This is a genomic window from Cedecea davisae (genome assembly GCF_044095835.1).
GTDB classification, from domain to species: Bacteria; Pseudomonadota; Gammaproteobacteria; order Enterobacterales; family Enterobacteriaceae; genus Cedecea; species Cedecea davisae.
On record NZ_CP172054.1, the window covers coordinates 1,854,520 to 1,873,987 of the forward strand.

General features: G+C 55.9%; 20 protein-coding genes. 9 read left to right on the forward strand and 11 right to left on the reverse strand.

Annotated elements, in window-relative coordinates:
• Nucleotides 1-85 precede the first annotated feature (85 nt).
• From aspS to ruvB, 6 genes are all read left to right on the forward strand, one after another.
• Nucleotides 86-1,858 carry an aspartate--tRNA ligase gene (aspS, locus tag ACG1VR_RS09205; protein WP_395490754.1) on the forward strand — a complete coding sequence of 591 codons (1,773 nt, stop codon included), beginning with the start codon at nucleotides 86-88 and terminating at the stop codon, nucleotides 1,856-1,858.
• Nucleotides 1,858-2,301: a dihydroneopterin triphosphate diphosphatase gene (gene nudB, locus ACG1VR_RS09210; protein ID WP_016536956.1), complete on the forward strand. Its 444-nt coding sequence runs from the start codon at nucleotides 1,858-1,860 to the stop codon at nucleotides 2,299-2,301. Before aspS ends, nudB begins: the two co-directional genes overlap by 1 nt.
• A 23-nt stretch (nucleotides 2,302-2,324) precedes the next feature.
• Nucleotides 2,325-3,065 (forward strand): YebC/PmpR family DNA-binding transcriptional regulator, encoded by a 741-nt coding sequence (locus tag ACG1VR_RS09215; protein WP_395490755.1) that lies wholly within the window; start codon nucleotides 2,325-2,327, stop codon nucleotides 3,063-3,065.
• A gap of 43 nt (nucleotides 3,066-3,108) precedes the next feature.
• Nucleotides 3,109-3,630 (forward strand): crossover junction endodeoxyribonuclease RuvC, encoded by a 522-nt coding sequence (ruvC, locus tag ACG1VR_RS09220; protein ID WP_016536954.1) that lies wholly within the window; start codon nucleotides 3,109-3,111, stop codon nucleotides 3,628-3,630.
• Nucleotides 3,631-3,711: 81 nt separating this feature from the next.
• On the forward strand, nucleotides 3,712-4,323 hold the full coding sequence (gene ruvA / locus ACG1VR_RS09225) for a Holliday junction branch migration protein RuvA (protein WP_016536953.1): 612 nt from the start codon (nucleotides 3,712-3,714) through the stop codon (nucleotides 4,321-4,323).
• 8 nt (nucleotides 4,324-4,331) lie between these two features.
• Nucleotides 4,332-5,342: a Holliday junction branch migration DNA helicase RuvB gene (gene ruvB, locus ACG1VR_RS09230; RefSeq protein ID WP_016536952.1), complete on the forward strand. Its 1,011-nt coding sequence runs from the start codon at nucleotides 4,332-4,334 to the stop codon at nucleotides 5,340-5,342.
• Between the two features lie 59 nt (nucleotides 5,343-5,401).
• Here ruvB and znuB read toward each other — a convergent pair whose 3' ends face one another.
• Entirely contained in the window at nucleotides 5,402-6,187 is a 786-nt protein-coding gene (gene znuB / locus ACG1VR_RS09235; RefSeq protein WP_395490756.1) for a zinc ABC transporter permease subunit ZnuB, read from the reverse strand.
• A complete protein-coding gene (gene znuC / locus ACG1VR_RS09240) occupies nucleotides 6,187-6,939 on the reverse strand; it encodes a zinc ABC transporter ATP-binding protein ZnuC (RefSeq protein ID WP_016536950.1) in 753 nt (250 codons plus the stop codon). Before znuC ends, znuB begins: the two co-directional genes overlap by 1 nt.
• A gap of 79 nt (nucleotides 6,940-7,018) precedes the next feature.
• Between znuC and znuA the strand changes: the two genes are divergently transcribed.
• The 3 genes from znuA (at nucleotide 7,019) to lpxM (ending at nucleotide 10,406) form a co-directional block, all read left to right on the forward strand.
• Nucleotides 7,019-7,963: a zinc ABC transporter substrate-binding protein ZnuA gene (znuA, locus tag ACG1VR_RS09245; RefSeq protein WP_395491080.1), complete on the forward strand. Its 945-nt coding sequence runs from the start codon at nucleotides 7,019-7,021 to the stop codon at nucleotides 7,961-7,963.
• A gap of 15 nt (nucleotides 7,964-7,978) precedes the next feature.
• The gene (gene mepM, locus ACG1VR_RS09250) at nucleotides 7,979-9,301 is read left to right on the forward strand and encodes a murein DD-endopeptidase MepM (protein ID WP_395490757.1); all 1,323 of its coding nucleotides are present in this window, start codon (nucleotides 7,979-7,981) and stop codon (nucleotides 9,299-9,301) included.
• A 124-nt stretch (nucleotides 9,302-9,425) separates the two neighbouring features.
• The gene (gene lpxM, locus ACG1VR_RS09255; protein WP_395490758.1) at nucleotides 9,426-10,406 is read left to right on the forward strand and encodes a lauroyl-Kdo(2)-lipid IV(A) myristoyltransferase; all 981 of its coding nucleotides are present in this window, start codon (nucleotides 9,426-9,428) and stop codon (nucleotides 10,404-10,406) included.
• Between the two features lie 41 nt (nucleotides 10,407-10,447).
• Here lpxM and msrA read toward each other — a convergent pair whose 3' ends face one another.
• The 9 genes from msrA to ACG1VR_RS09300 form a co-directional block, all read right to left on the reverse strand.
• Nucleotides 10,448-11,152, reverse strand: a complete 705-nt coding sequence (gene msrA, locus ACG1VR_RS09260; protein ID WP_395490759.1) for a peptide-methionine (S)-S-oxide reductase MsrA — start codon at nucleotides 11,150-11,152, stop codon at nucleotides 10,448-10,450.
• Between the two features lie 16 nt (nucleotides 11,153-11,168).
• Complete coding sequence (locus tag ACG1VR_RS09265) at nucleotides 11,169-11,462, reverse strand: hypothetical protein (RefSeq protein ID WP_395490760.1); 294 nt, start codon at nucleotides 11,460-11,462, stop codon at nucleotides 11,169-11,171.
• Nucleotides 11,447-11,641 carry a hypothetical protein gene (locus ACG1VR_RS09270; protein ID WP_395490761.1) on the reverse strand — a complete coding sequence of 65 codons (195 nt, stop codon included), beginning with the start codon at nucleotides 11,639-11,641 and terminating at the stop codon, nucleotides 11,447-11,449. Before ACG1VR_RS09270 ends, ACG1VR_RS09265 begins: the two co-directional genes overlap by 16 nt.
• 188 nt (nucleotides 11,642-11,829) lie before the next feature.
• Entirely contained in the window at nucleotides 11,830-12,825 is a 996-nt protein-coding gene (locus ACG1VR_RS09275) for an iron ABC transporter permease (protein WP_216374474.1), read from the reverse strand.
• Between the two features lie 4 nt (nucleotides 12,826-12,829).
• The gene (locus tag ACG1VR_RS09280) at nucleotides 12,830-13,585 is read right to left on the reverse strand and encodes a class I SAM-dependent methyltransferase (RefSeq protein ID WP_395490762.1); all 756 of its coding nucleotides are present in this window, start codon (nucleotides 13,583-13,585) and stop codon (nucleotides 12,830-12,832) included.
• Nucleotides 13,578-14,546, reverse strand: a complete 969-nt coding sequence (locus tag ACG1VR_RS09285) for an ABC transporter substrate-binding protein (RefSeq protein ID WP_395490763.1) — start codon at nucleotides 14,544-14,546, stop codon at nucleotides 13,578-13,580. Before ACG1VR_RS09285 ends, ACG1VR_RS09280 begins: the two co-directional genes overlap by 8 nt.
• Nucleotides 14,547-14,548: 2 nt before the next feature.
• Nucleotides 14,549-16,651 (reverse strand): TonB-dependent siderophore receptor, encoded by a 2,103-nt coding sequence (locus ACG1VR_RS09290; RefSeq protein ID WP_395490764.1) that lies wholly within the window; start codon nucleotides 16,649-16,651, stop codon nucleotides 14,549-14,551.
• Nucleotides 16,652-16,878: 227 nt separating this feature from the next.
• On the reverse strand, nucleotides 16,879-18,321 hold the full coding sequence (gene pyk / locus ACG1VR_RS09295; RefSeq protein ID WP_016536940.1) for a pyruvate kinase: 1,443 nt from the start codon (nucleotides 18,319-18,321) through the stop codon (nucleotides 16,879-16,881).
• Nucleotides 18,322-18,447: 126 nt separating this feature from the next.
• A complete protein-coding gene (locus tag ACG1VR_RS09300) occupies nucleotides 18,448-19,317 on the reverse strand; it encodes a MurR/RpiR family transcriptional regulator (protein WP_395490765.1) in 870 nt (289 codons plus the stop codon).
• Nucleotides 19,318-19,468 lie beyond the last annotated feature (151 nt).

The following is a 19,468-nucleotide window of genomic DNA, read 5'->3' on the forward strand; positions in this document are numbered from 1 at the left end:
CCAGTTGTGACAGTCGAAATAGCTGCCACCAAAGCGCCTGCCGTCGCAGGTGGCGGGTCGCGTGCAGCTAATTAAGGGATATCTCATGCGTACAGTATATTGCGGGCAGCTCAATCAATCCCATGTGGGACAGCAAGTAACGCTTAGTGGGTGGGTCAATCGTCGCCGTGACCTCGGCAGCCTTATCTTTATCGATATGCGCGATCGTGAAGGCATCGTGCAGGTGTTCTTCGACCCGGACCGTCAGGAAGCGTTCCAGCTCGCCTCTGAACTGCGTAATGAGTTCTGTATTCAGGTCGTCGGCACCGTCCGCGCTCGCGATGAGCGTAACGTAAATAAAGATATGGCTACCGGTGAAGTTGAAGTTTTCGCCACCGAATTGATCATCATCAACCGTTCAGACGTGCTGCCGCTGGACTCCAACCACGTTAACACCGAAGAAGCGCGTCTCAAGTACCGCTATCTGGACCTGCGTCGTCCGGAAATGGCACAGCGCCTGAAAACCCGCGCGAAAGTGACCAGCTTCGTGCGTCGCTTTATGGACGATCACGGCTTCCTCGACATCGAAACCCCGATGCTGACCAAAGCGACCCCGGAAGGCGCGCGTGACTATCTGGTGCCTTCTCGCGTACATAAAGGCAAATTCTACGCGCTGCCGCAGTCTCCTCAGCTGTTCAAACAGCTGCTGATGATGTCCGGCTTTGACCGCTATTATCAGATTGTGAAGTGCTTCCGCGATGAAGACCTGCGCGCCGACCGCCAGCCTGAATTTACCCAGATCGACGTAGAAACTTCCTTTATGACCGCGCCGCAGGTTCGCGAAGTAATGGAAAAACTGGTTCGTGAGCTGTGGGTGAATATCAAAGGCGTTGAGCTGGGCGACTTCCCGGTAATGACCTTTGCCGAAGCCGAGCGTCGTTACGGTTCCGACAAGCCTGATTTGCGCAACCCGCTGGAACTGGTGGACGTTGCTGACCTGGTGAAAGACGTTGAGTTTAAAGTGTTCTCCGGCCCGGCTAATGACGCAAAAGGCCGCGTTGCCGCGCTGCGCGTGCCGGGTGGCGCACAAATCAGCCGTAAACAGATTGACGACTACGGCAAGTTCATCGAAATTTACGGCGCTCGCGGTCTGGCCTACATCAAGGTTAATGAGCGTGCTAAAGGTATCGAAGGTATCACCAGCCCGGTGGCTAAATTCCTGAATGCGGAAATCGTGGAAGCGATTCTGGCGCGTACCGGCGCAGCCGACGGCGATATGATTTTCTTCGGCGCGGACAGCAAGAAAGTGGTTGCCGATGCGCTGGGCGCTCTGCGTCTGAAAATCGGTAAAGATTTGCAGTTAACCGAAGAAGCCAAATGGGCGCCGCTTTGGGTCGTGGACTTCCCGATGTTCGAAGACAACGGCGAAGGCGGCCTCACCGCAATGCACCACCCGTTCACCGCGCCGAAAGACATGACGCCGGAAGAACTGGCGGCGCAGCCGGAAACCGCGATTGCTAACGCCTACGACATGGTGATCAACGGTTACGAAGTGGGCGGCGGTTCCGTACGTATCCACAGCGGCCAGATGCAGCAAACCGTGTTTGGCATTCTGGGGATTAACGAGCAGGAACAGCGCGAGAAGTTCGGCTTCCTGCTGGATGCCCTGAAGTACGGCACGCCGCCGCACGCGGGCCTGGCGTTCGGTCTGGACCGTCTGACCATGCTGTTGACCGGCACCGACAACATCCGTGATGTTATCGCCTTCCCGAAAACCACGGCTGCGGCCTGCCTGATGACCGAAGCACCAAGCTTCGCGAACCCGGCATCTCTTGCCGAGCTGGGCATTGAAGTGGTTAAAAAGGCAGAGAAAAACTGATGACTTATAAGCGTCCCGTTTCGGTTCTGGTAGTGATATTCGCGCAGGACACCAAACGGGTGCTGATGTTACAGCGGCGCGACGATCCTGAATTCTGGCAGTCGGTTACCGGCAGCCTGGAGGAGGGGGAAAGCGCGCTGCATGCCGCCCAGCGCGAAGTAATGGAAGAAGTCGCTATCGACGTGGTCGAAGAGCCGCTCCCTTTAGTTGACTGCCAGCGCTGCGTGGAGTTTGAGATATTTACTCATTTGCGTCATCGCTATGCGCCGGGGATAACGCGCAATACCGAATCCTGGTTCTGTCTTGCGCTGCCTCATGAACGCCAGATTACCATTACGGAACATCTGGCCTGGAAATGGGTGCCCGCCGAAGAGGCGGCCCTGATGACCAAGTCATGGAGCAACCGGCAGGCGATTGAAGAGTTTGTAATTGATGCCGCCTGATACAGGCGCTTTTGGAGATTGTTATGGCAGGTCATAGTAAGTGGGCCAACACGAAACACCGTAAAGCGGCACAGGATGCCAAACGCGGTAAGATTTTCACCAAAATTATTCGCGAGCTGGTAACCGCTGCCCGTCTGGGCGGGGGCGATGCCGGGTCTAACCCGCGTCTGCGCGCCGCTATCGATAAAGCGCTGTCTAATAACATGACGCGTGACACCCTGAACCGTGCGATTGCTCGCGGCGTGGGTGGCGATGATGATGCCAACATGGAAACCATCATTTATGAAGGCTACGGCCCTGGCGGCTCCGCCGTGATGGTTGAGTGCCTGAGCGATAACCGTAACCGTACCGTTGCCGAAGTGCGTCACGCCTTCAACAAATGCGGCGGCAACCTCGGGACCGACGGCTCCGTAGCCTACCTGTTCAGCAAAAAAGGCATTATCTCCTTCGAAGCTGGCGATGAAGATCAGATTATGGAAGCGGCGCTGGAAGCCGGTGCTGAAGACGTTGTGACCTTTGACGACGGCGCTATCGACGTTTACACCGCCTGGGAAGAAATGGGCGCGGTGCGAGATGCACTGGAAGCCGTAGGCCTGAAGGCGGATAACGCCGAAGTGTCCATGATCCCTTCTACTAAAGCGGATATGGATGCGGAGACCGCGCCTAAACTGATGCGCCTTATCGATATGCTGGAAGATTGTGATGATGTGCAGGAGGTTTACCACAACGGTGAGATCTCTGACGAGGTGGCGGCTACCCTTTAATGGTGCAGCCCAGCCTAATTGACCTGTATTCAGGAGACGCGTGATGGCGATTATTCTCGGTATCGATCCGGGGTCACGCGTTACCGGCTATGGCGTTATTCGCCAGACCGGACGGCAGCTGACCTATCTCGGCAGCGGCTGTATCCGAACGCAGGTCGCCGACTTACCCTCGCGTTTGAAGCTTATCTACGCGGGGGTGAGCGAAATCATTACCCAGTTCCAGCCTGAATACTTCGCTATTGAGCAGGTATTTATGGCGAAGAATGCGGACTCAGCGCTCAAGCTGGGGCAGGCTCGCGGCGCGGCGATTGTCGCCGCCGTGAATGCCGACCTCCCGGTGTTTGAGTATGCCGCTCGTCAGGTAAAGCAGACGGTGGTTGGCATTGGCAGCGCGGAGAAAAGCCAGGTGCAGCATATGGTGCGAACCTTGCTAAAACTTCCGGCTAACCCGCAGGCGGACGCGGCGGACGCGCTGGCTATCGCCATTACCCATTGTCACGTCACCCAGAATGCGGCCCAGATGAGCGAGTCGCGGCTCAATCTCGCCAGGGGCAGATTAAAATAATTAAGGCTGGATATTTATCCAGCCTTTTTCGTATTATAGAACTCATTTTCGCGCATCAACGTAAATCCCCAGGAGCACAATGTGATAGGTCGACTCAGAGGCATCGTTCTAGAAAAACAGCCCCCGCTGGTTTTGCTGGAAACTAATGGCGTAGGCTACGAGGTTTATATGCCGATGACCTGCTTCTACGAGCTGCCGGACATCGGCAAAGAAGCGGTGGTGTTTACCCAATTTGTGGTGCGTGAAGACGCTCAACTGCTCTACGGTTTTAATAATAAGCAGGAACGCACTCTGTTCCGCGAGCTTATCAAAGTTAACGGCGTCGGGCCTAAGCTGGCGCTGGCTATTCTTTCCGGCATGTCGGCCCAGCAGTTTGTTCACGCCGTCGAACGTGAAGAAATTGGCTCTCTGATCAAGCTGCCGGGCGTGGGCAAGAAAACCGCCGAGCGCTTAATTGTTGAGATGAAAGACCGCTTTAAAGGCATGCATGGCGACCTGTTTACCCCGGCAGCCGACCTGGTGCTGACTTCCCCGGATAATGGCCAGACGGACGATGCTGAGCAAGAAGCCGTTGCCGCATTGGTATCCCTGGGCTATAAACCTCAGGAAGCCAGCCGAATGGTAAGCAAAGTGGGCCGCGCCGGTGCCGATAGCGAAACCCTGATCCGCGAAGCGCTGCGCGCTGCGCTATGAGGTAGAGGATGATTGAAGCAGACCGCCTGGTATCGCCAGGAAACGTTACCCAGGACGAGTTGATTGACCGCGCGATCCGCCCCAAATTGCTTGAGGAGTACGTCGGGCAGCCGCACGTCCGCTCGCAGATGGAAATCTTTATCCAGGCGGCGAAGCTGCGCGGTGACGCGCTCGATCATCTGCTGATTTTTGGCCCTCCGGGGTTGGGTAAAACCACGCTCGCCAACATTGTGGCCAATGAAATGGGCGTAAATCTGCGTACGACCTCCGGCCCGGTGCTGGAGAAAGCCGGTGACCTGGCCGCGATGCTGACCAATCTCGAACCTCACGACGTATTGTTTATCGATGAGATCCACCGTCTTTCGCCGGTTGTAGAAGAAGTGCTTTACCCGGCAATGGAAGATTATCAGCTCGATATTATGATTGGCGAAGGTCCTGCGGCGCGTTCCATCAAAATAGACCTGCCGCCGTTTACCCTGATAGGCGCGACTACGCGTGCAGGGTCGCTGACGTCGCCGCTGCGTGACCGTTTTGGTATTGTGCAGCGCCTCGAATTTTACCAGGTTGCTGATTTGCAACATATCGTCGGGCGTAGCGCCAGCGTGCTTGGGCTGGAGATGAGCGAGGAAGGTGCGCTGGAAGTGGCCCGCCGCGCCCGCGGTACGCCGCGTATTGCAAACCGCCTGCTGCGCCGGGTTCGCGATTTTGCGGAAGTGAAACACGACGGGGCAATCACCGCCGAGATAGCATCCCAGGCGCTGGATATGCTCAACGTTGACAGCGAAGGCTTTGACTACATGGACCGTAAGCTGCTGCTGGCGGTCATCGACAAGTTTCTCGGTGGCCCGGTAGGGTTGGACAACCTGGCGGCGGCAATTGGCGAAGAGCGCGAAACGATAGAGGACGTGCTTGAGCCATTCCTGATCCAGCAAGGGTTCTTACAGCGCACGCCGCGCGGGCGAATAGCCACGCCGCGAGCCTGGACCCACTTCGGCATTGTGCCTCCGGCTCAGCCTTAAAATCCCGATAAGAAAAAAGGCGCTCAGGGCGCCTTTTTCAATTCAATAGCACAGCGGTATTAAGCCGGCTGTTTCTTCGCCATGCTGAGAATAAACAGCGCGGCGGCGGCCAGCACCACAGAAGGGCCCGCTGGCGTATCGTAAACCGCCGAGAAGGCCAGCCCGCCCGTAACGGCCAGCATACCAATCAGCACGGCAAACCCGGCCATCTGCTCCGGCGTGCGTGCAAAGCGGCGGGCCGTGGCGGCAGGGATAATCAGCAGCGACGTGATTATCAGAGCGCCAACAAACTTCATCGCAACGCCAATCGTCAGAGCCGTTATCAGCATCAGCAGCATCTTCACGCGCTGTAAATTTACGCCGTCTACGTGCGCAAGATCCGGGCTGATGGTCATCGCCAGCAGGCTGCGCCACTGCCACGCGAGCACGCTTAACACTACCGCAGTACCGATGGCGATAGAAATAATGTCCGGCAGGGTGACCGAGAGTAAATCGCCAAACAGATACGCCATCAGGTCTACGCGCACGTTCGACATCAGGCTCACGACCACAAGGCCGAGCGACAGGGCGCTGTGGGCCATAATGCCGAGCAGAGTATCTATGGCGAGGTGAGGGCGTTTTTCAAGCCAGACCAGACCAAGCGCCAGCAGCAGCGTCACCGCAATGACCGCATAAAAGGGATTGACGTTGAGCAGCAGGCCGAAGGCTACGCCAAGCAAAGAGGCATGCGCCAGCGTGTCGCCGAAGTAGGACATACGGCGCCAGACCACAAACGAACCCAATGGACCAGCCGCACAGGCGAGCAGTATCCCGGCCAGCCAGCCGGGCAATAACAATTCAAGCATTACTGACCATTCCCTCTGCGCAAAACGATGCGACCCTGCAGATCGTGACGATGATTATGATTGTGACGATAAATCCCCAACTGCTCGGCGCCTATCGGGCCAAACATGGCGATAAACTCCGGGTGCATGGACACCACTTCCGGCGTGCCTGAGCAGCAGATGTGGTGGTTAAGGCAAAGCACTTCGTCGGTCTTTGCCATCACAAGGTGAAGGTCGTGCGAAACCATCAGCACCGCACAGTTGAGTTCCTGGCGCAGCCGATCGATCAAATTGTAAAGCGCCAGCTGGCCGTTAACGTCGACACCCTGGGTTGGCTCATCCAGAACCAGCAGATGTGGTTTGTTGAGAAGCGCCCGCGCCAGCAGCACGCGCTGATTTTCGCCACCCGAGAGCTTTTGCATCGGGGCATCAATAAGGTGAGCGGCCTGGACTCGCTTTAACGCGGGCAGGATATCTGCTTTTTTCACGCCCGGGCGCAGCCTTAAAAAACGGCTGACCGTCAGCGGTAAAGTGGCATCAAGATGCAGCTTTTGTGGCACATAGCCAATACGCAGATGCTGGTCACGCTTAATCACGCCCTTATCCGGCTTGACCAGGCCAAGCACAACGCGCACCAGGGTAGATTTACCTGCGCCGTTTGGCCCAAGCAGCGTAAGGATGCGGCCCGGCTTTAGCGCCAGAGAGATATCGGCCAGCACGCGGCGCTGGCCGAAGGAGACCGAAATATTTTCTAGTTCAACCAAATTAGTCATGACAATTTCAGGGGTTGCATAAGTTAGCGAATGTTATAATATCACAATTCTTAAGGCATTCACGATGATAAGTTGCATTATGTTACATAAAAAGACACTTCTTTTCGCTGCATTTTCCACCGCTCTCTGGGGCTTCGGCGCAACCGCGGCCAGCGCCGCCGTTGTCGCCTCGATTAAGCCGCTCGGTTTTATCGCATCCGCCATTGCCGACGGCGTCACCAGCACAGAAGTATTACTGCCAGATGGCGCTTCCGAACATGATTATGCGCTACGTCCGTCAGATGTAAAACGCTTACAGGGCGCGGACTTAGTGGTTTGGGTCGGGCCTGAGATGGAAGCTTTCATGCAAAAGTCCGTTCGCCAGCTTCCCGAGCAAAAACAGCTGCAGCTTGCGGCGCTGGGCGGCGTGAAACCTTTACTGATGAAAGGCGGTGACGACGACGAGCACGACCATGGCGAGGAACAGGCTCATGGAGCAAAGAGTGACGAAGATCACCATCACGGTGAATACAACTTGCACATTTGGCTCTCCCCAGAGGTGGCGCGGCTGTCAGCGGTTGCAATCCACGATAAATTAGTGGAACTTATGCCCGAAAATCGAGCCAAACTTGACGCCAACCTGAAACAATTCGAGTCAGGCTTAGCCGACGCCGATAAGCAGGTGGGTTCCGTGCTGGCACCGCTGAAAGGAAAAGGGTATTTCGTTTTTCATGACGCCTATGGCTACTTTGAAAAACACTACGGTTTGACCCCGCTTGGTCACTTTACCGTAAACCCTGAAATACAGCCTGGTGCGCAGCGTTTACATGAAATCAGAACACAGTTGGTTGAGCACAAAGCGGTTTGCGTTTTTGCTGAACCACAATTCAGGCCAGCGGTCATTAACGCCGTAGCCCGAGGCACTAATGTTCGCTCCGGCACGTTAGATCCTCTGGGAATGAGTGTCGCATTGGGTAAAAACAGCTATATGCAGTTTATGACCGGACTTGCGAACCAGTACGCGAGCTGCCTGAAAGGAGATTAACGAGGAAGTGAATACGTGCAACAGATAGCCCGCTCTGTCGCCATGGCATTTGACAATTTGTCACGACCCCACCGCGTTATGCTGGGGTCCCTTACGGTTCTTACTCTCGCGGTCGCCGTGTGGCGACCGTCCATCTACCATCCGCAGTCTAGCCCGATAATTAAAACTATCGAGCTTGAGAAAAGCGAAATCCATTCGCTGCTGCCGGAGGCCAGTGAACCTCTTGATCAGTCTCCCGACGCCGAAGATGACACCATCCCGCAGGACGAGCTTGACGATAAAACGTCCGGCGAAGCGGGCGTTCATGAATATGTTGTTTCTACCGGCGATACGCTGAGCAGCATTCTTAATCAGTACGGCATCGAGTTGGGCGATATCAGCCAGATTGCCTCGGTTGATAAAGACCTGCGTAACCTGAAAATCGGCCAACAGATCTCATGGACACTTACTCCGGATGGCGATCTCCAGCGCCTGACGTGGGAAATGTCTCGCCGCGAAACGCGCACCTACGATCGTACTGAAAACGGTTTTAAAATGAGCAGCGAAACCCAGCAGGGCGACTGGGTGAACAGCGTTCTGAAGGGCACTGTGGGCGCAAGCTTTGTTGCCAGCGCCAGAGACGCCGGTTTAACCAGCGCTGAAATTAGCTCTGTTATCAAAGCGATGCAGTGGCAGATGGACTTCCGCAAGCTGAAAAAAGGCGACGAGTTCTCGGTGCTGATGTCCCGTGAAATGCTGGCCGGAAAACGTGAGCAAAGCCAACTGGTTGGCGTGCGCCTGCGCAGCGACGGCAAAGATTATTACGCTATTCGCGCCGAAGACGGTAAGTTCTACGACCGCAGCGGTGCGGGCCTGGCAAAAGGCTTTATGCGCTTCCCGACCGTGAAACAGTTCCGTGTTTCTTCTAACTTTAACCCTCGCCGTCTTAACCCGGTTACGGGCCGCATAGCGCCGCATAAAGGCGTGGACTTTGCGATGCCGCAGGGCACGCCGGTTCTGGCTGTGGGTGACGGTGAAGTCGTGATGGCTAAGCGCAGCGGCGCGGCCGGTTTCTTCGTGGCCGTTCGCCACGGGCGGACCTACACCACGCGCTATATGCATCTTAAAAAGCTGCTGGTGAAACCGGGCCAGAAAGTGAAACGCGGTGACCGCATTGCGCTTTCCGGCAACACGGGGCGCTCAACCGGCCCGCACCTGCATTATGAAGTGTGGATCAACCAGCAGGCCGTAAACCCGCTGACGGCGAAGCTGCCGCGCTCTGAAGGGTTGACCGGTTCCGATCGCAGCGATTACCTGGCTCAGGTAAAAGAGGTTGTCCCGCAGCTGCGTTTTGACTGATTCTGCTTAAAGAGTATAAAGCCGGTACCTGTTACCGGCTTTTTCTTTTGTCTGCCAGCCTTTGCCCCGCTAAAATAGCCATAAATTCGTATCGTCAACGCGTTGGCGAAATACTGAGAGCCGCATGGAAAAAGCAAAAAAAAACCACAGTGAGTTCATCCCAGAATTCCAGAAAGCCTTTCTACACCCGCGCTACTGGGGCGCATGGCTTGGCGTGGGCGCGTTTGCCGGGCTGGCGCTGCTGCCGCCGGGGCAACGCGACCCGCTGCTGGGGAAAATTGGGCGCTTAGCCGGGCGGCTGGCCAAAAGCGCTCGTCGCCGCGCCCAGATAAACCTGCTTTACTGTTTCCCGGAGATGCCGGAAGAGCGCCGCGAAGCCATTATCGACCGGATGTTTGCTACCGCCCCTCAGGCCATGGTGCTGATGGCCGAGCTTGGCCTGCGCGATCCGAAGAAAGTCATGCAGCGCGTGGACTGGCATGGAAAAGAAATCATCGATGAAATCCGCGAGCGCGGCGAGAACGTGATTTTCCTCGTGCCGCACGGCTGGGCGGTAGATATCCCCGCTATGCTGCTGGCTTCTGAAGGCCAAAAAATGGCGGCAATGTTCCACAACCAGGGCAATCAGCTATTCGATTACGTCTGGAATACCGTTCGCCGCCGCTTTGGTGGGCGTATGCATGCCCGCAACGACGGTATCAAGCCGTTTATCAGCTCGGTTCGCCAGGGTTACTGGGGTTATTACCTTCCGGATCAGGATCACGGCCCGGAGCATAGTGAATTTGTTGATTTCTTCGCGACTTACAAAGCGACTCTGCCGGCCGTTGGCCGCCTGATGAAGGTTTGCCGGGCGCGAGTGATCCCGCTGTTCCCGGTTTATAACAGTGAAACCCATCGCCTGGACATATTTATTCGCCCGCCGATGGACGACCTGCTGGAAGCCGACGACCACACCCTCGCGCGGCGCATGAACGAAGAAGTGGAGCTGCTTGTTGGCCCGCACCCTGAGCAGTACACCTGGATCCTGAAGCTGCTGAAAACCCGCAAAGAGGGCGAAACAGAGCCGTATTGCCGGGATGAGCTATACCCGAAAAAGAAGAAGTAGTGCAGAGAAGAACCGCGCCGTGTATGGCGCGGTGACAATCGTCAGGATTTAACTAACACCGGTTTGTCACTCCACAAAACCGGGAAGAACTGCTTTAGCTGCTCAACTTTTGGAATATCGTTGATAGCAATGTAGGGGTAATTCGGGTTGTCGTTGAGGAAATTCTGGTGGTATTTCTCCGCAGGGTAAAAGTGAGCGTCTTGCTCAACGGTCGTTACCAGCGGTGCGCTAAAGCTATGACTTTGGTTCAACTGGGTGATATAGGCCTGTGCTATCTTCGTCTGAGATTCATTCATCGGGAAAATGGCGGAACGGTACTGCGTTCCGTAGTCCGGCCCCTGACGGTTTAACTCCGTCGGATTGTGGGCCACGGAAAAGAAAATTTGCAGTAGCTGGCCGTAGGTCACCTGAGTGGGATCGAAGATAACCTGCACCGACTCCGCGTGGCCGGTCATCCCCATACTCACAGTTTCGTAATTTGCGGTTCGGGCCTTGCCGCCGGTGTAGCCGGATATTGCGCTGGTTACGCCCTTAACGTGCTGAAAGACGCCCTGAACGCCCCAAAAACACCCTCCGGCAAAGACCGCTGTCTCCAGATGTGCGCCCGCAGGTGCTTCATCCTGTTGTGGTGCCGGGATGCTCACCGCCGATTCGGCCTGAGACCACGCCGTGTTTTGAAAAACCAGCGTCGCAATCATCAGCGCTGGAGCGGCTAAAATCCATTTTGAACGAATAAATGATTTCATTTGATTCCCGCCTGATTTAACCAAAGGTGAAGGCATAAGCGTTGACGTCCGCATCTTCAAACTCAATGCTGAAGGTATGCTCGCCGTCGCCGCTTGATTGACGAATAAGCTGATACAGACGCTGTTCGGTTACCGTTCCGCTGCCGTCGGGCGCGACATCGCTCCCGTGAACGCTGCCGGGTGCCTGGCCATCAATAGTGACTTTAAAGCGGGCAGGCTTGCCGATGTTAACCAGCGGGCGCATTACCCGCTCGGCAATATGCGGAAACAGCAGCGTAATACCAAACAGCGCCATCAGGACCAACGCCACGCCCCGGCCGCCAGGGTTGCAAACAGGGTAAAGGTTATCGCCATTCCGGCCAGCAGCGGCAACCCGGTTCGGGCAAAGGGCTGGTCGGAGCGAGCGAACACAAAAGGCAGCACAGGCAGGATACAGGGGCTGGCGATGGTCAACAGGCCGCCCAGATAAGCAAGAATAATTACCAGCATCGTCAAAGCCCCCGTGGGGTGAAAGAACGGAAAGTCGGGTGAAATTGACCGGACTCTTCATGAACCTGCGCCTGTACTTTATTAAGAGAATACTCACTAAATCCTCCTCGAGAGTTAACAATTTCGTGACAACTCCAGGGGCGGCGTAAGCGGAGGGCTCTCAGGCCTGCGTTTTTCTACACAGGGAGTTAAGGATTTGGGCGACGGTGGAGGGCGAGCAGAAATACCGGTACGCCAATAAGCGCCGTGATGATGCCCGGAGGAAGCTCTCTTGGGGAAAATAGCGTACGCGCCAGCGTATCGGACACTAGCGTCAGCATAGCGCCGCAGAGAATGCTGGCAGGCAAAACCCATTGATGGCGATTGCCGATTATCAGTTTTGCCAGATGGGGGACTGTCAGGCCGACAAAGCCAATTGCCCCGCAGAACGAAACCAGCGTGGCGGTAAGCAGCGTGATGGCCAGGTAGAGCGATATCTGCAGGGCGATAACGTTAACCCCCAGGCCCTTAGCAGCTACATTTCCCAGCGCCATCACGTTCAAGGTTGGGGACATTGCCAGGCAAAGCGCCCCCACAAAAAATAGCGCGGTGGCACAGATAGCCACCTGCGCCCATGTTGCCTGCCCAAACGCACCAAGCAGCCAGAAGGTAAACCCACGCGAGGTTGTCGCATCCGTTTGCCAGAAGACGATCAGTGAGGTTAATGCGCTCAGCAATTGCCCAACGGCCACGCCGGAAAGAATAAACCGGGCGGGCTGCGTCACGGCCAGTCCGGCTAAAAGTAGTACCAATCCAAATGCGCACAGCGCGCCCGCAAATGCCCCGGACGGGATGGCCGTTAACAGCGGCTGGATACCCAGCGCAATGATAACGACCGCCCCCAGGCCAGCACCGGAAGATATGCCAAGCAGCCACGGATCGGCCAGTGGGTTGCGGGTTAACGTCTGAAGCACGGCTCCCGCCAGTGCCAGCCCGCCGCCGCAGGTCATCGCCAGGAGGGCTCGGGGTAAGCGTAACGACCAGACGATTTTATGGTAAAGCGCCATGTCCGGCTCTTCGGGAAGGGCCGGGTTAAGGAGCTGAATCACATCGTTAAGCGACAATGTAACGGCCCCAAAACGCAGGCTATACACCAGCGCTGCCAGAGCCGCTATGCCACATAGCAACAGGCGAAGTAGCTTCACGCGCCTATTTCCATCCGGCAATCAGATAATCGTCCATCAACTGCCATAGGGTTCCTGTCTCCTGGAAACCGGCCTGGCTGAGGCTCGCCAGCTGGAAGGTTAGCGAAGTGGGCGGGGGAACCGGGCGACCAGAGAACACGGCTTCCCGCGCCGGGATCAACTGGGCAATTTCTGGTATCTCTTTGGCAAGAGTAAACCACGCATCCCAGTCAACTACGCCGTTATCCCAGGCCTGCTGCTGGGTGAGTGCGTCATGGCGCTCACTGAGGGCTTTCTTGTTAACTTCAGCCGGGTTAAAACGCTGGTGATCGGCATTGAGAAATACCCCGTTATCGGCCAGCAAGCTTTGAATCTCACAGTGTAGAGCGTGCTGCCTGTCAGGCATCAGCCAATGCAGCGCGGTGCTGGACACGATAGCTTGCGGGCGCAGCCCGACAATTTTTTCCTGCCAGCTTGGGAGGGCCAAATCGGCGGACAAAATACGAACGCGGTCGCCGAACGGAAGGAGTGTTTCACGGGCGATGGCCAGCATGACCGGATCGAAATCCACCGCGGTGACGTGTACGGACGGGAAACGCTGAAGAAGGCGTCTGGTGAGAGAGGCTGGCCCGCATCCCAGTTCAAGCAGTGAGAAATCCCCCTCAAATTGCAGTGCAAGTATGTCCATCAGGGCGTCGAAGCGTGCTTCCCTGCTGGCAATGTAGGCGCTTTGTTGCCTATCCCAAAGTGTGACAAGGGTGTCCAGGGTGATGTCAGTCATGATTTTCCTTAACAGAAAGTGAGGCGATGAGCCTGTCCAGAGCGTCCAGCGAGCGGATCGAGGGATCCATGTCATAGCCGGACAAAATGATGAATTTTTTTTCTTTTACGGCGCGCAGGCCGGCGGTAAGAGGGAATTGATTGAGGAAAGCTATTTTATCTCCCGCACTGTCTCCGGCACCGCCCCTCGGCAGATCTGCCAGTACCAGGATATCCGGGTCCCTGCGGGCTATCTCTTCCCAGGAGATATTTGGCCAAAGCGCTGGCACATCAGAGAAAATATTGCGGCTGCCGCTTTCCTCACTCAGCATTTCTGGAACGCCACAGCACCCCGCAACGTAGGGTGAGTCCGTGCCGGAATACCACCAGAGTAGCCGCGCCGGGGGCAGGAGGCGCGCACGCTGGCGCAGAGTGGCAAGGTGCACTTTCGCCATACTAACGAGCGCCTTGCCCTGTTTCTCGAGACGTAAAATTTTCGCCAGATCCTCAATTTCCCGAAACAGGTCGGCAAAGCTGATTTTTTGCTGAGGTGCACTCTGCTGTCCTGTGCAGGCGCCGGGCGAGAGCCAGCTTGATATTCCCCAGGCCGTCATTTGATCGCGTGTTGCCCCTTCAGGTGACCAAAGCCAGTACCAGCTTGAGGAGTAGACCATTTCAGGGCGTAGCAGCAGCAGCGCCTCGGCGGAAATCAGGCCATTCCCGGCTACGACGGGAAGCGAAAGGGCGGTTCGGGCCGCTCTGCCTTGAGGATCTTTGTGCGGCGCGTAGCCTACCACGCCAACAATTTCTGTCCGTGCGCCCAGCGCCAGGAGGTTTTCCAGAGCCGGATTGCCGTAAACCACAATACGCTTAGGTGGCGCGGTAAACGTCTGCGGCTCGCCACAATTGCTCAGGCTTATGGCCGGGGCCGCTGGGGAAAATAACAGGCCGGTCGCCGTAAGCATTAAGGTTGCTAACTTCAACCTCAGAACCATACCGTCACCCAGCCTTCCCAGGTGCGAGACGGAGCAATCAGAACCTGGCTGTCGTAAGTCCGCTGGTAAGAATAGAAAGTATTGGTCACGTTGCGTACGCGCGAACCCACCGTAACTTTAGGCGTTAGCTGGTACTCGGCAGTCAGATCCAGCGTGATGTAATCGTCCATTTTTCGGCTATTGGAGGAGTCATTGTAGCTGCTGCCAACATAGCGGAGAGCGCTCATCAGGCTGAGGGGGTGGATAGGGTGCCAGGTTATTGCGAGATTACTGCTCCATGTCGGGACGTAGGCAGGCTGATTCCCGTTCAGGTTTTCAGGCGGAGAACCCGCGCTAAAGCGGTTAAACCTTGCATGTGTCCATGCGACATTACCCGCCACTTCCCAGCGCTCGGTGGGTTGTATCGTAGAAGAAAGCTCAATGCCACGGGACGTTTGTTGCCCCACGGCGAGAAGCTCGCCCGGCGTGGAGGCTGAAGGGGTAAACAGGTTGTTTTTGCGTAACTGATAGAGAGCAAGATTAACCGATGCTCTGCGATCCCAGAACTGACTCTTGATCCCAGTTTCCCACTGTTGCGAGTTTGTCAGAGGCAGGTGCGTCTGGTCGGCGCTAAGAAAGAAGATGTCGCCGCCCGCTTCCTTGCCGTTAGCATAGCTGGCATAAAGCGTGGTGTTGCTGCTGATGTCCCAGTTCAGGCCGAGGCCGGTATTCAGGAAACTGCGATTCTGGCTTTCACTGGCCGCTGGCGTGTAGTAGCGCCAATCCATATTCAGTCTCGTAAGGCGCAGCTGGCTCAGCAAGCTAAGACGGTCCGTCAGTTGAAGACTGTCCTCCAGAAAGGCCGCATACTGGCGCTGGGTAACTTTGCTCCATGGGGCACGCGTAATGTTGGTTTCAGCGCTAAAGGGCTCGCGCGCAGGGCTGAACATGGGGATATCCTGCGAGCCGGGAAAGCCGTTTTTTTGGTAATCAAATTGGCCGGTCTGTAGCTCTATCCCGGCAACCATTCGGTTATCAAGGCCCAGCAAAGTATGGTCGATTGAAACGCTTGAACGGTTGGCTAACAGCGTATTTTTGTGGCTTAAATCGCCCCATGAGTCACGGTTGATCGTGTCCGGTGAGGCGGTGTCGTAGCGATAGCGTTCAACGTTGTGCCAGTAGCGGTAGCCAGAGTAAAACCAGGTATGGTTATTAAACGTGAGCCCGGGGGCCAGAGCACTGTCCAGCACGGCCTGCAATACCGTGGCATGGCTGGCTATCTTTGCGTCGGTCAGGTTGTTGTAGTTGATGCCGCGTAGATTCTTTTGCACTTTACCCTCTACCAACGGTGTGCCGAAGTAGGGGTTGTCGCTGCTGTTGTTCATCCTGTCGCCGTACAGCGTCAGAGTGGTTTCGTCAGTGAGGCGGAAAAGCAGCGAGCCGCTGATTCTGGACTGGCGGTTGCGCTCGTGCTGAACCTGGCTATTGCCGCCGCTCCCGGAAGCGTCAAGACGCCAGGCAATCTTATCCCCCGGCAGCGTACCTCCGCCCCCGCCCAGCAAGGACTGGGTGCTGTGGCTACCCAACTGATAGCTAAGCATTGCAGGGGATGGCACGAAACCCGGCTGGCGCGAAACCAGGTTGACGCTTCCGGCGGTTGCACCGATGCCGTTGAGTGCGGAGCCGGGGCCGTGCAAAACATCCACCTGCTGATAGTGCGCGGGGTTACCCAACTGAAGCGTGCTGCCCGGCATTTCCATTCCGTCCAACAGCCAACTCACCGGCATAAAGCCGCGCAGTGAAAAGCTGTTTGAAAGTGTAGGGGAGGCTACGCCGGACATCCCGGTAGCATGGGCGACCGTCTCGGCAAGCGTGCGGTCGCCGCGGGCGAGGATCTCTTTTTGTGAAAAGGTTTCTACATAGCGTGGCGTTTCTTGGTCGGTCAGCCCCAGACGTGATGCCGTGCCGCTGGCAGGGGCAAGCCCGGCAGGCGCGTTGCTTTCTACGGTAATATTTTCTTCACATGAAGCTGTGTTGCACTCTGAGGCAAAAAGTTGGGGAGACAAAAGCGTAAACAAAATGCCGGGAAATAAGACGGTGCGTTGGATTTTCATAGCGGTATGTGTGTACTCAAATGAACGTGCCTGTTCAAAAAATGGCGGAGCTAAGAATCACTCAGTCACAATGTGTAATGTTATAACATATCATTACACATTGATTATAATTTTAAAATAATGGGTTTTGTGTGGATTTGGCGGCGGCCCGTGACGCAGGAAATAAAAAAGGCCGCGATGATATCTCGCGGCCCTTGCAGAGCTTGCCCGGTTATAGCGTGTGCGGATTACTCAACGCAAAGAATACGGGTGGTATTGGTGGTGCCGATGGTGCTCATCACGTCACCCTGGGTCACGATAACCAGGTCACCGGAAATCAGGTAGCCTTTATCGCGCAGCAGGTTTACCGCGTCGCTTGCGGCCACAACGCCTTCGTTAACGCTGTCAAAATAGACCGGCGTGACGCCGCGGTACAGCGAAGTCAGGTTAAGAGTGCGTTCGTGGCGGGAGAGGGCGAAAATCGGCAGACCGGAGCTGATGCGCGAGGTCATCAGAGCGGTACGCCCGGACTCGGTCATGGAAATAATGGCGGTAACGCCCTTCAGGTGGTTCGCCGCGTACATGGCCGACATGGCAATCGCTTCTTCCACGTTGTCGAACTGCACGTCCAGGCGGTGTTTGGAAACGTTAATGCTTGGGATCTTCTCTGCACCAAGGCAGACGCGAGCCATTGCGGCAACGGTTTCCGCAGGATACTGGCCCGCAGCGGTTTCGGCAGACAGCATTACCGCATCGGTCCCGTCCAGCACGGCGTTTGCCACGTCCATGACTTCGGCGCGGGTTGGCATTGGGTTGGTAATCATCGACTCCATCATCTGGGTCGCGGTGATCACGGCGCGGTTAAGCTTACGGGCGCGGCGAATCAGGGTTTTCTGAATACCGACCAGCTCCGGGTCACCAATCTCTACGCCGAGGTCGCCGCGGGCAACCATTACCACGTCAGAGGCGAGGATGATGTCGTCCATCGCCGCTTCATCGCAGACGGCTTCGGCGCGTTCAACTTTCGCCACGATCTTCGCGTCACAGCCTGCGTCGCGCGCCAGACGGCGGGCGTAGTTCAGGTCTTCGCCGCAGCGAGGGAAGGAAACGGCCAGGTAATCAACGCCAATTTTCGCCGCGGTCAGAATGTCCGCTTTATCTTTATCGGTCAGCGCCTCGGCGGAAAGCCCGCCGCCCAGCTTGTTGATGCCTTTATTATTGGAAAGCGGGCCGCCAACGGTCACTTCGGTGAACACTTTCAAGCCCTGAACGTCCAGCACTTTCAGCTGTACGCGGCCATCGTCGAGCAGCAGGATATCTCCTGGCACCACGTCGGCAGGCAGGCCTTTGTAGTCGATACCGACTTTTTCTTTGTCGCCTTCGCCTTTACCGAGGTTGGCGTCCAGCAGGAATTTGTCGCCGATATTGAGGAATACTTTACCTTCTTTGAAGGTTGAAACACGGATTTTTGGACCTTGCAAATCGCCGAGGATCGCGACATGCCGCCCCAGTTTTGCGGCGATTTCACGAACTTTATCCGCACGCAGCTGATGATCCTCAGCCGAGCCGTGGGAGAAGTTCATACGCACCACGTTAGCGCCGGCGGCAATAATCTTTTCCAGATTATTATCGCGGTCGGTTGCCGGGCCTAAGGTGGTAACGATTTTGGTTCTGCGTAGCCGTCTGGACATGTATTACTCCGTTGACTGAAACAACTTGGTGTTGCGTGAACAAAACTCGGTGGGTCAGGGTGCGCTGTGAGCACCCATGACAACGTAACCGAACAGCCTAATAAGTTACAACTTTGTTATCAAAATTTAACGTTCATCGCCTGAGATAAGACGTTCTTTATCAAAGCGCGATTCTTTGAGCGCTTCCTTGACTCGCTTCAAGTTATCCCTGAATTTTGCGCCCCTGCGCAAAGTAAAGCCGGTTGCCAGCACGTCAATTACGGTTAACTGGGCAAGCCGCGAAACCATCGGCATATAAATGTCGGTATCTTCCGGGACGTCAAGCAGCAGTGAAAGCGAGGCTTCCCGGGCAAGCGGGCTGCCCTCGGACGTGATAGCGAGCACGATGGCATCGTTTTCACGCGCCAGCTGCGCCAGCTCGACCAGATTTTTGGTCCGCCCGGTGTGGGAGATAAGCACCACGACGTCCTGTTCGGTACAATTCATGCAGCTCATGCGCTGCATGACGACATCGTCCGAGTAGATAACCGGCACGTTAAAACGGAAAAATTTGTTCATTGCGTCATGGGCGACGGCGGCGGAAGAGCCGAGGCCAAAGAAGGCAATTTTCTTTGCCTGTGTCAGCAAGTCTACCGCGCGGTTAACGGCGGACATATCCAGCGACTGGCGCACGCGGTCGAGGCTCGCCATTGCGGACTCGAAAATCTTGCCGGTGTAAGACTCGACGCTATCATCTTCATCAACATTGCGGTTTACATAAGGCGTGCCATTCGCCAGACTCTGGGCGAGATGTAGTTTAAAATCAGGGAAGCCTTTGGTTTCCAGGCGGCGGCAGAAGCGGTTAACGGTCGGTTCACTGACATCAGCGCTGCGGGCGAGGGTGGCGATGCTGGAGTGGATGGCATCCTGGGGAGCGGCGAGAATCACTTCTGCGACTTTGCGCTCTGATTTGCTAAGGTGTTCCAGCTGAGACTGGATTTTTTCCAGCATATTCATAAAGACGGGCACTCATGGGTTTTAGCGATTTCATTAACTGGAGAAATCGTGGGCCGATTTAGCAAGAATATACTCTCGCTAAAATGTTAAAGGGCGTGTCACTGACATAATGTTGTTGTTTTTTTTCATTACATGATCGGCGTCTAACTTT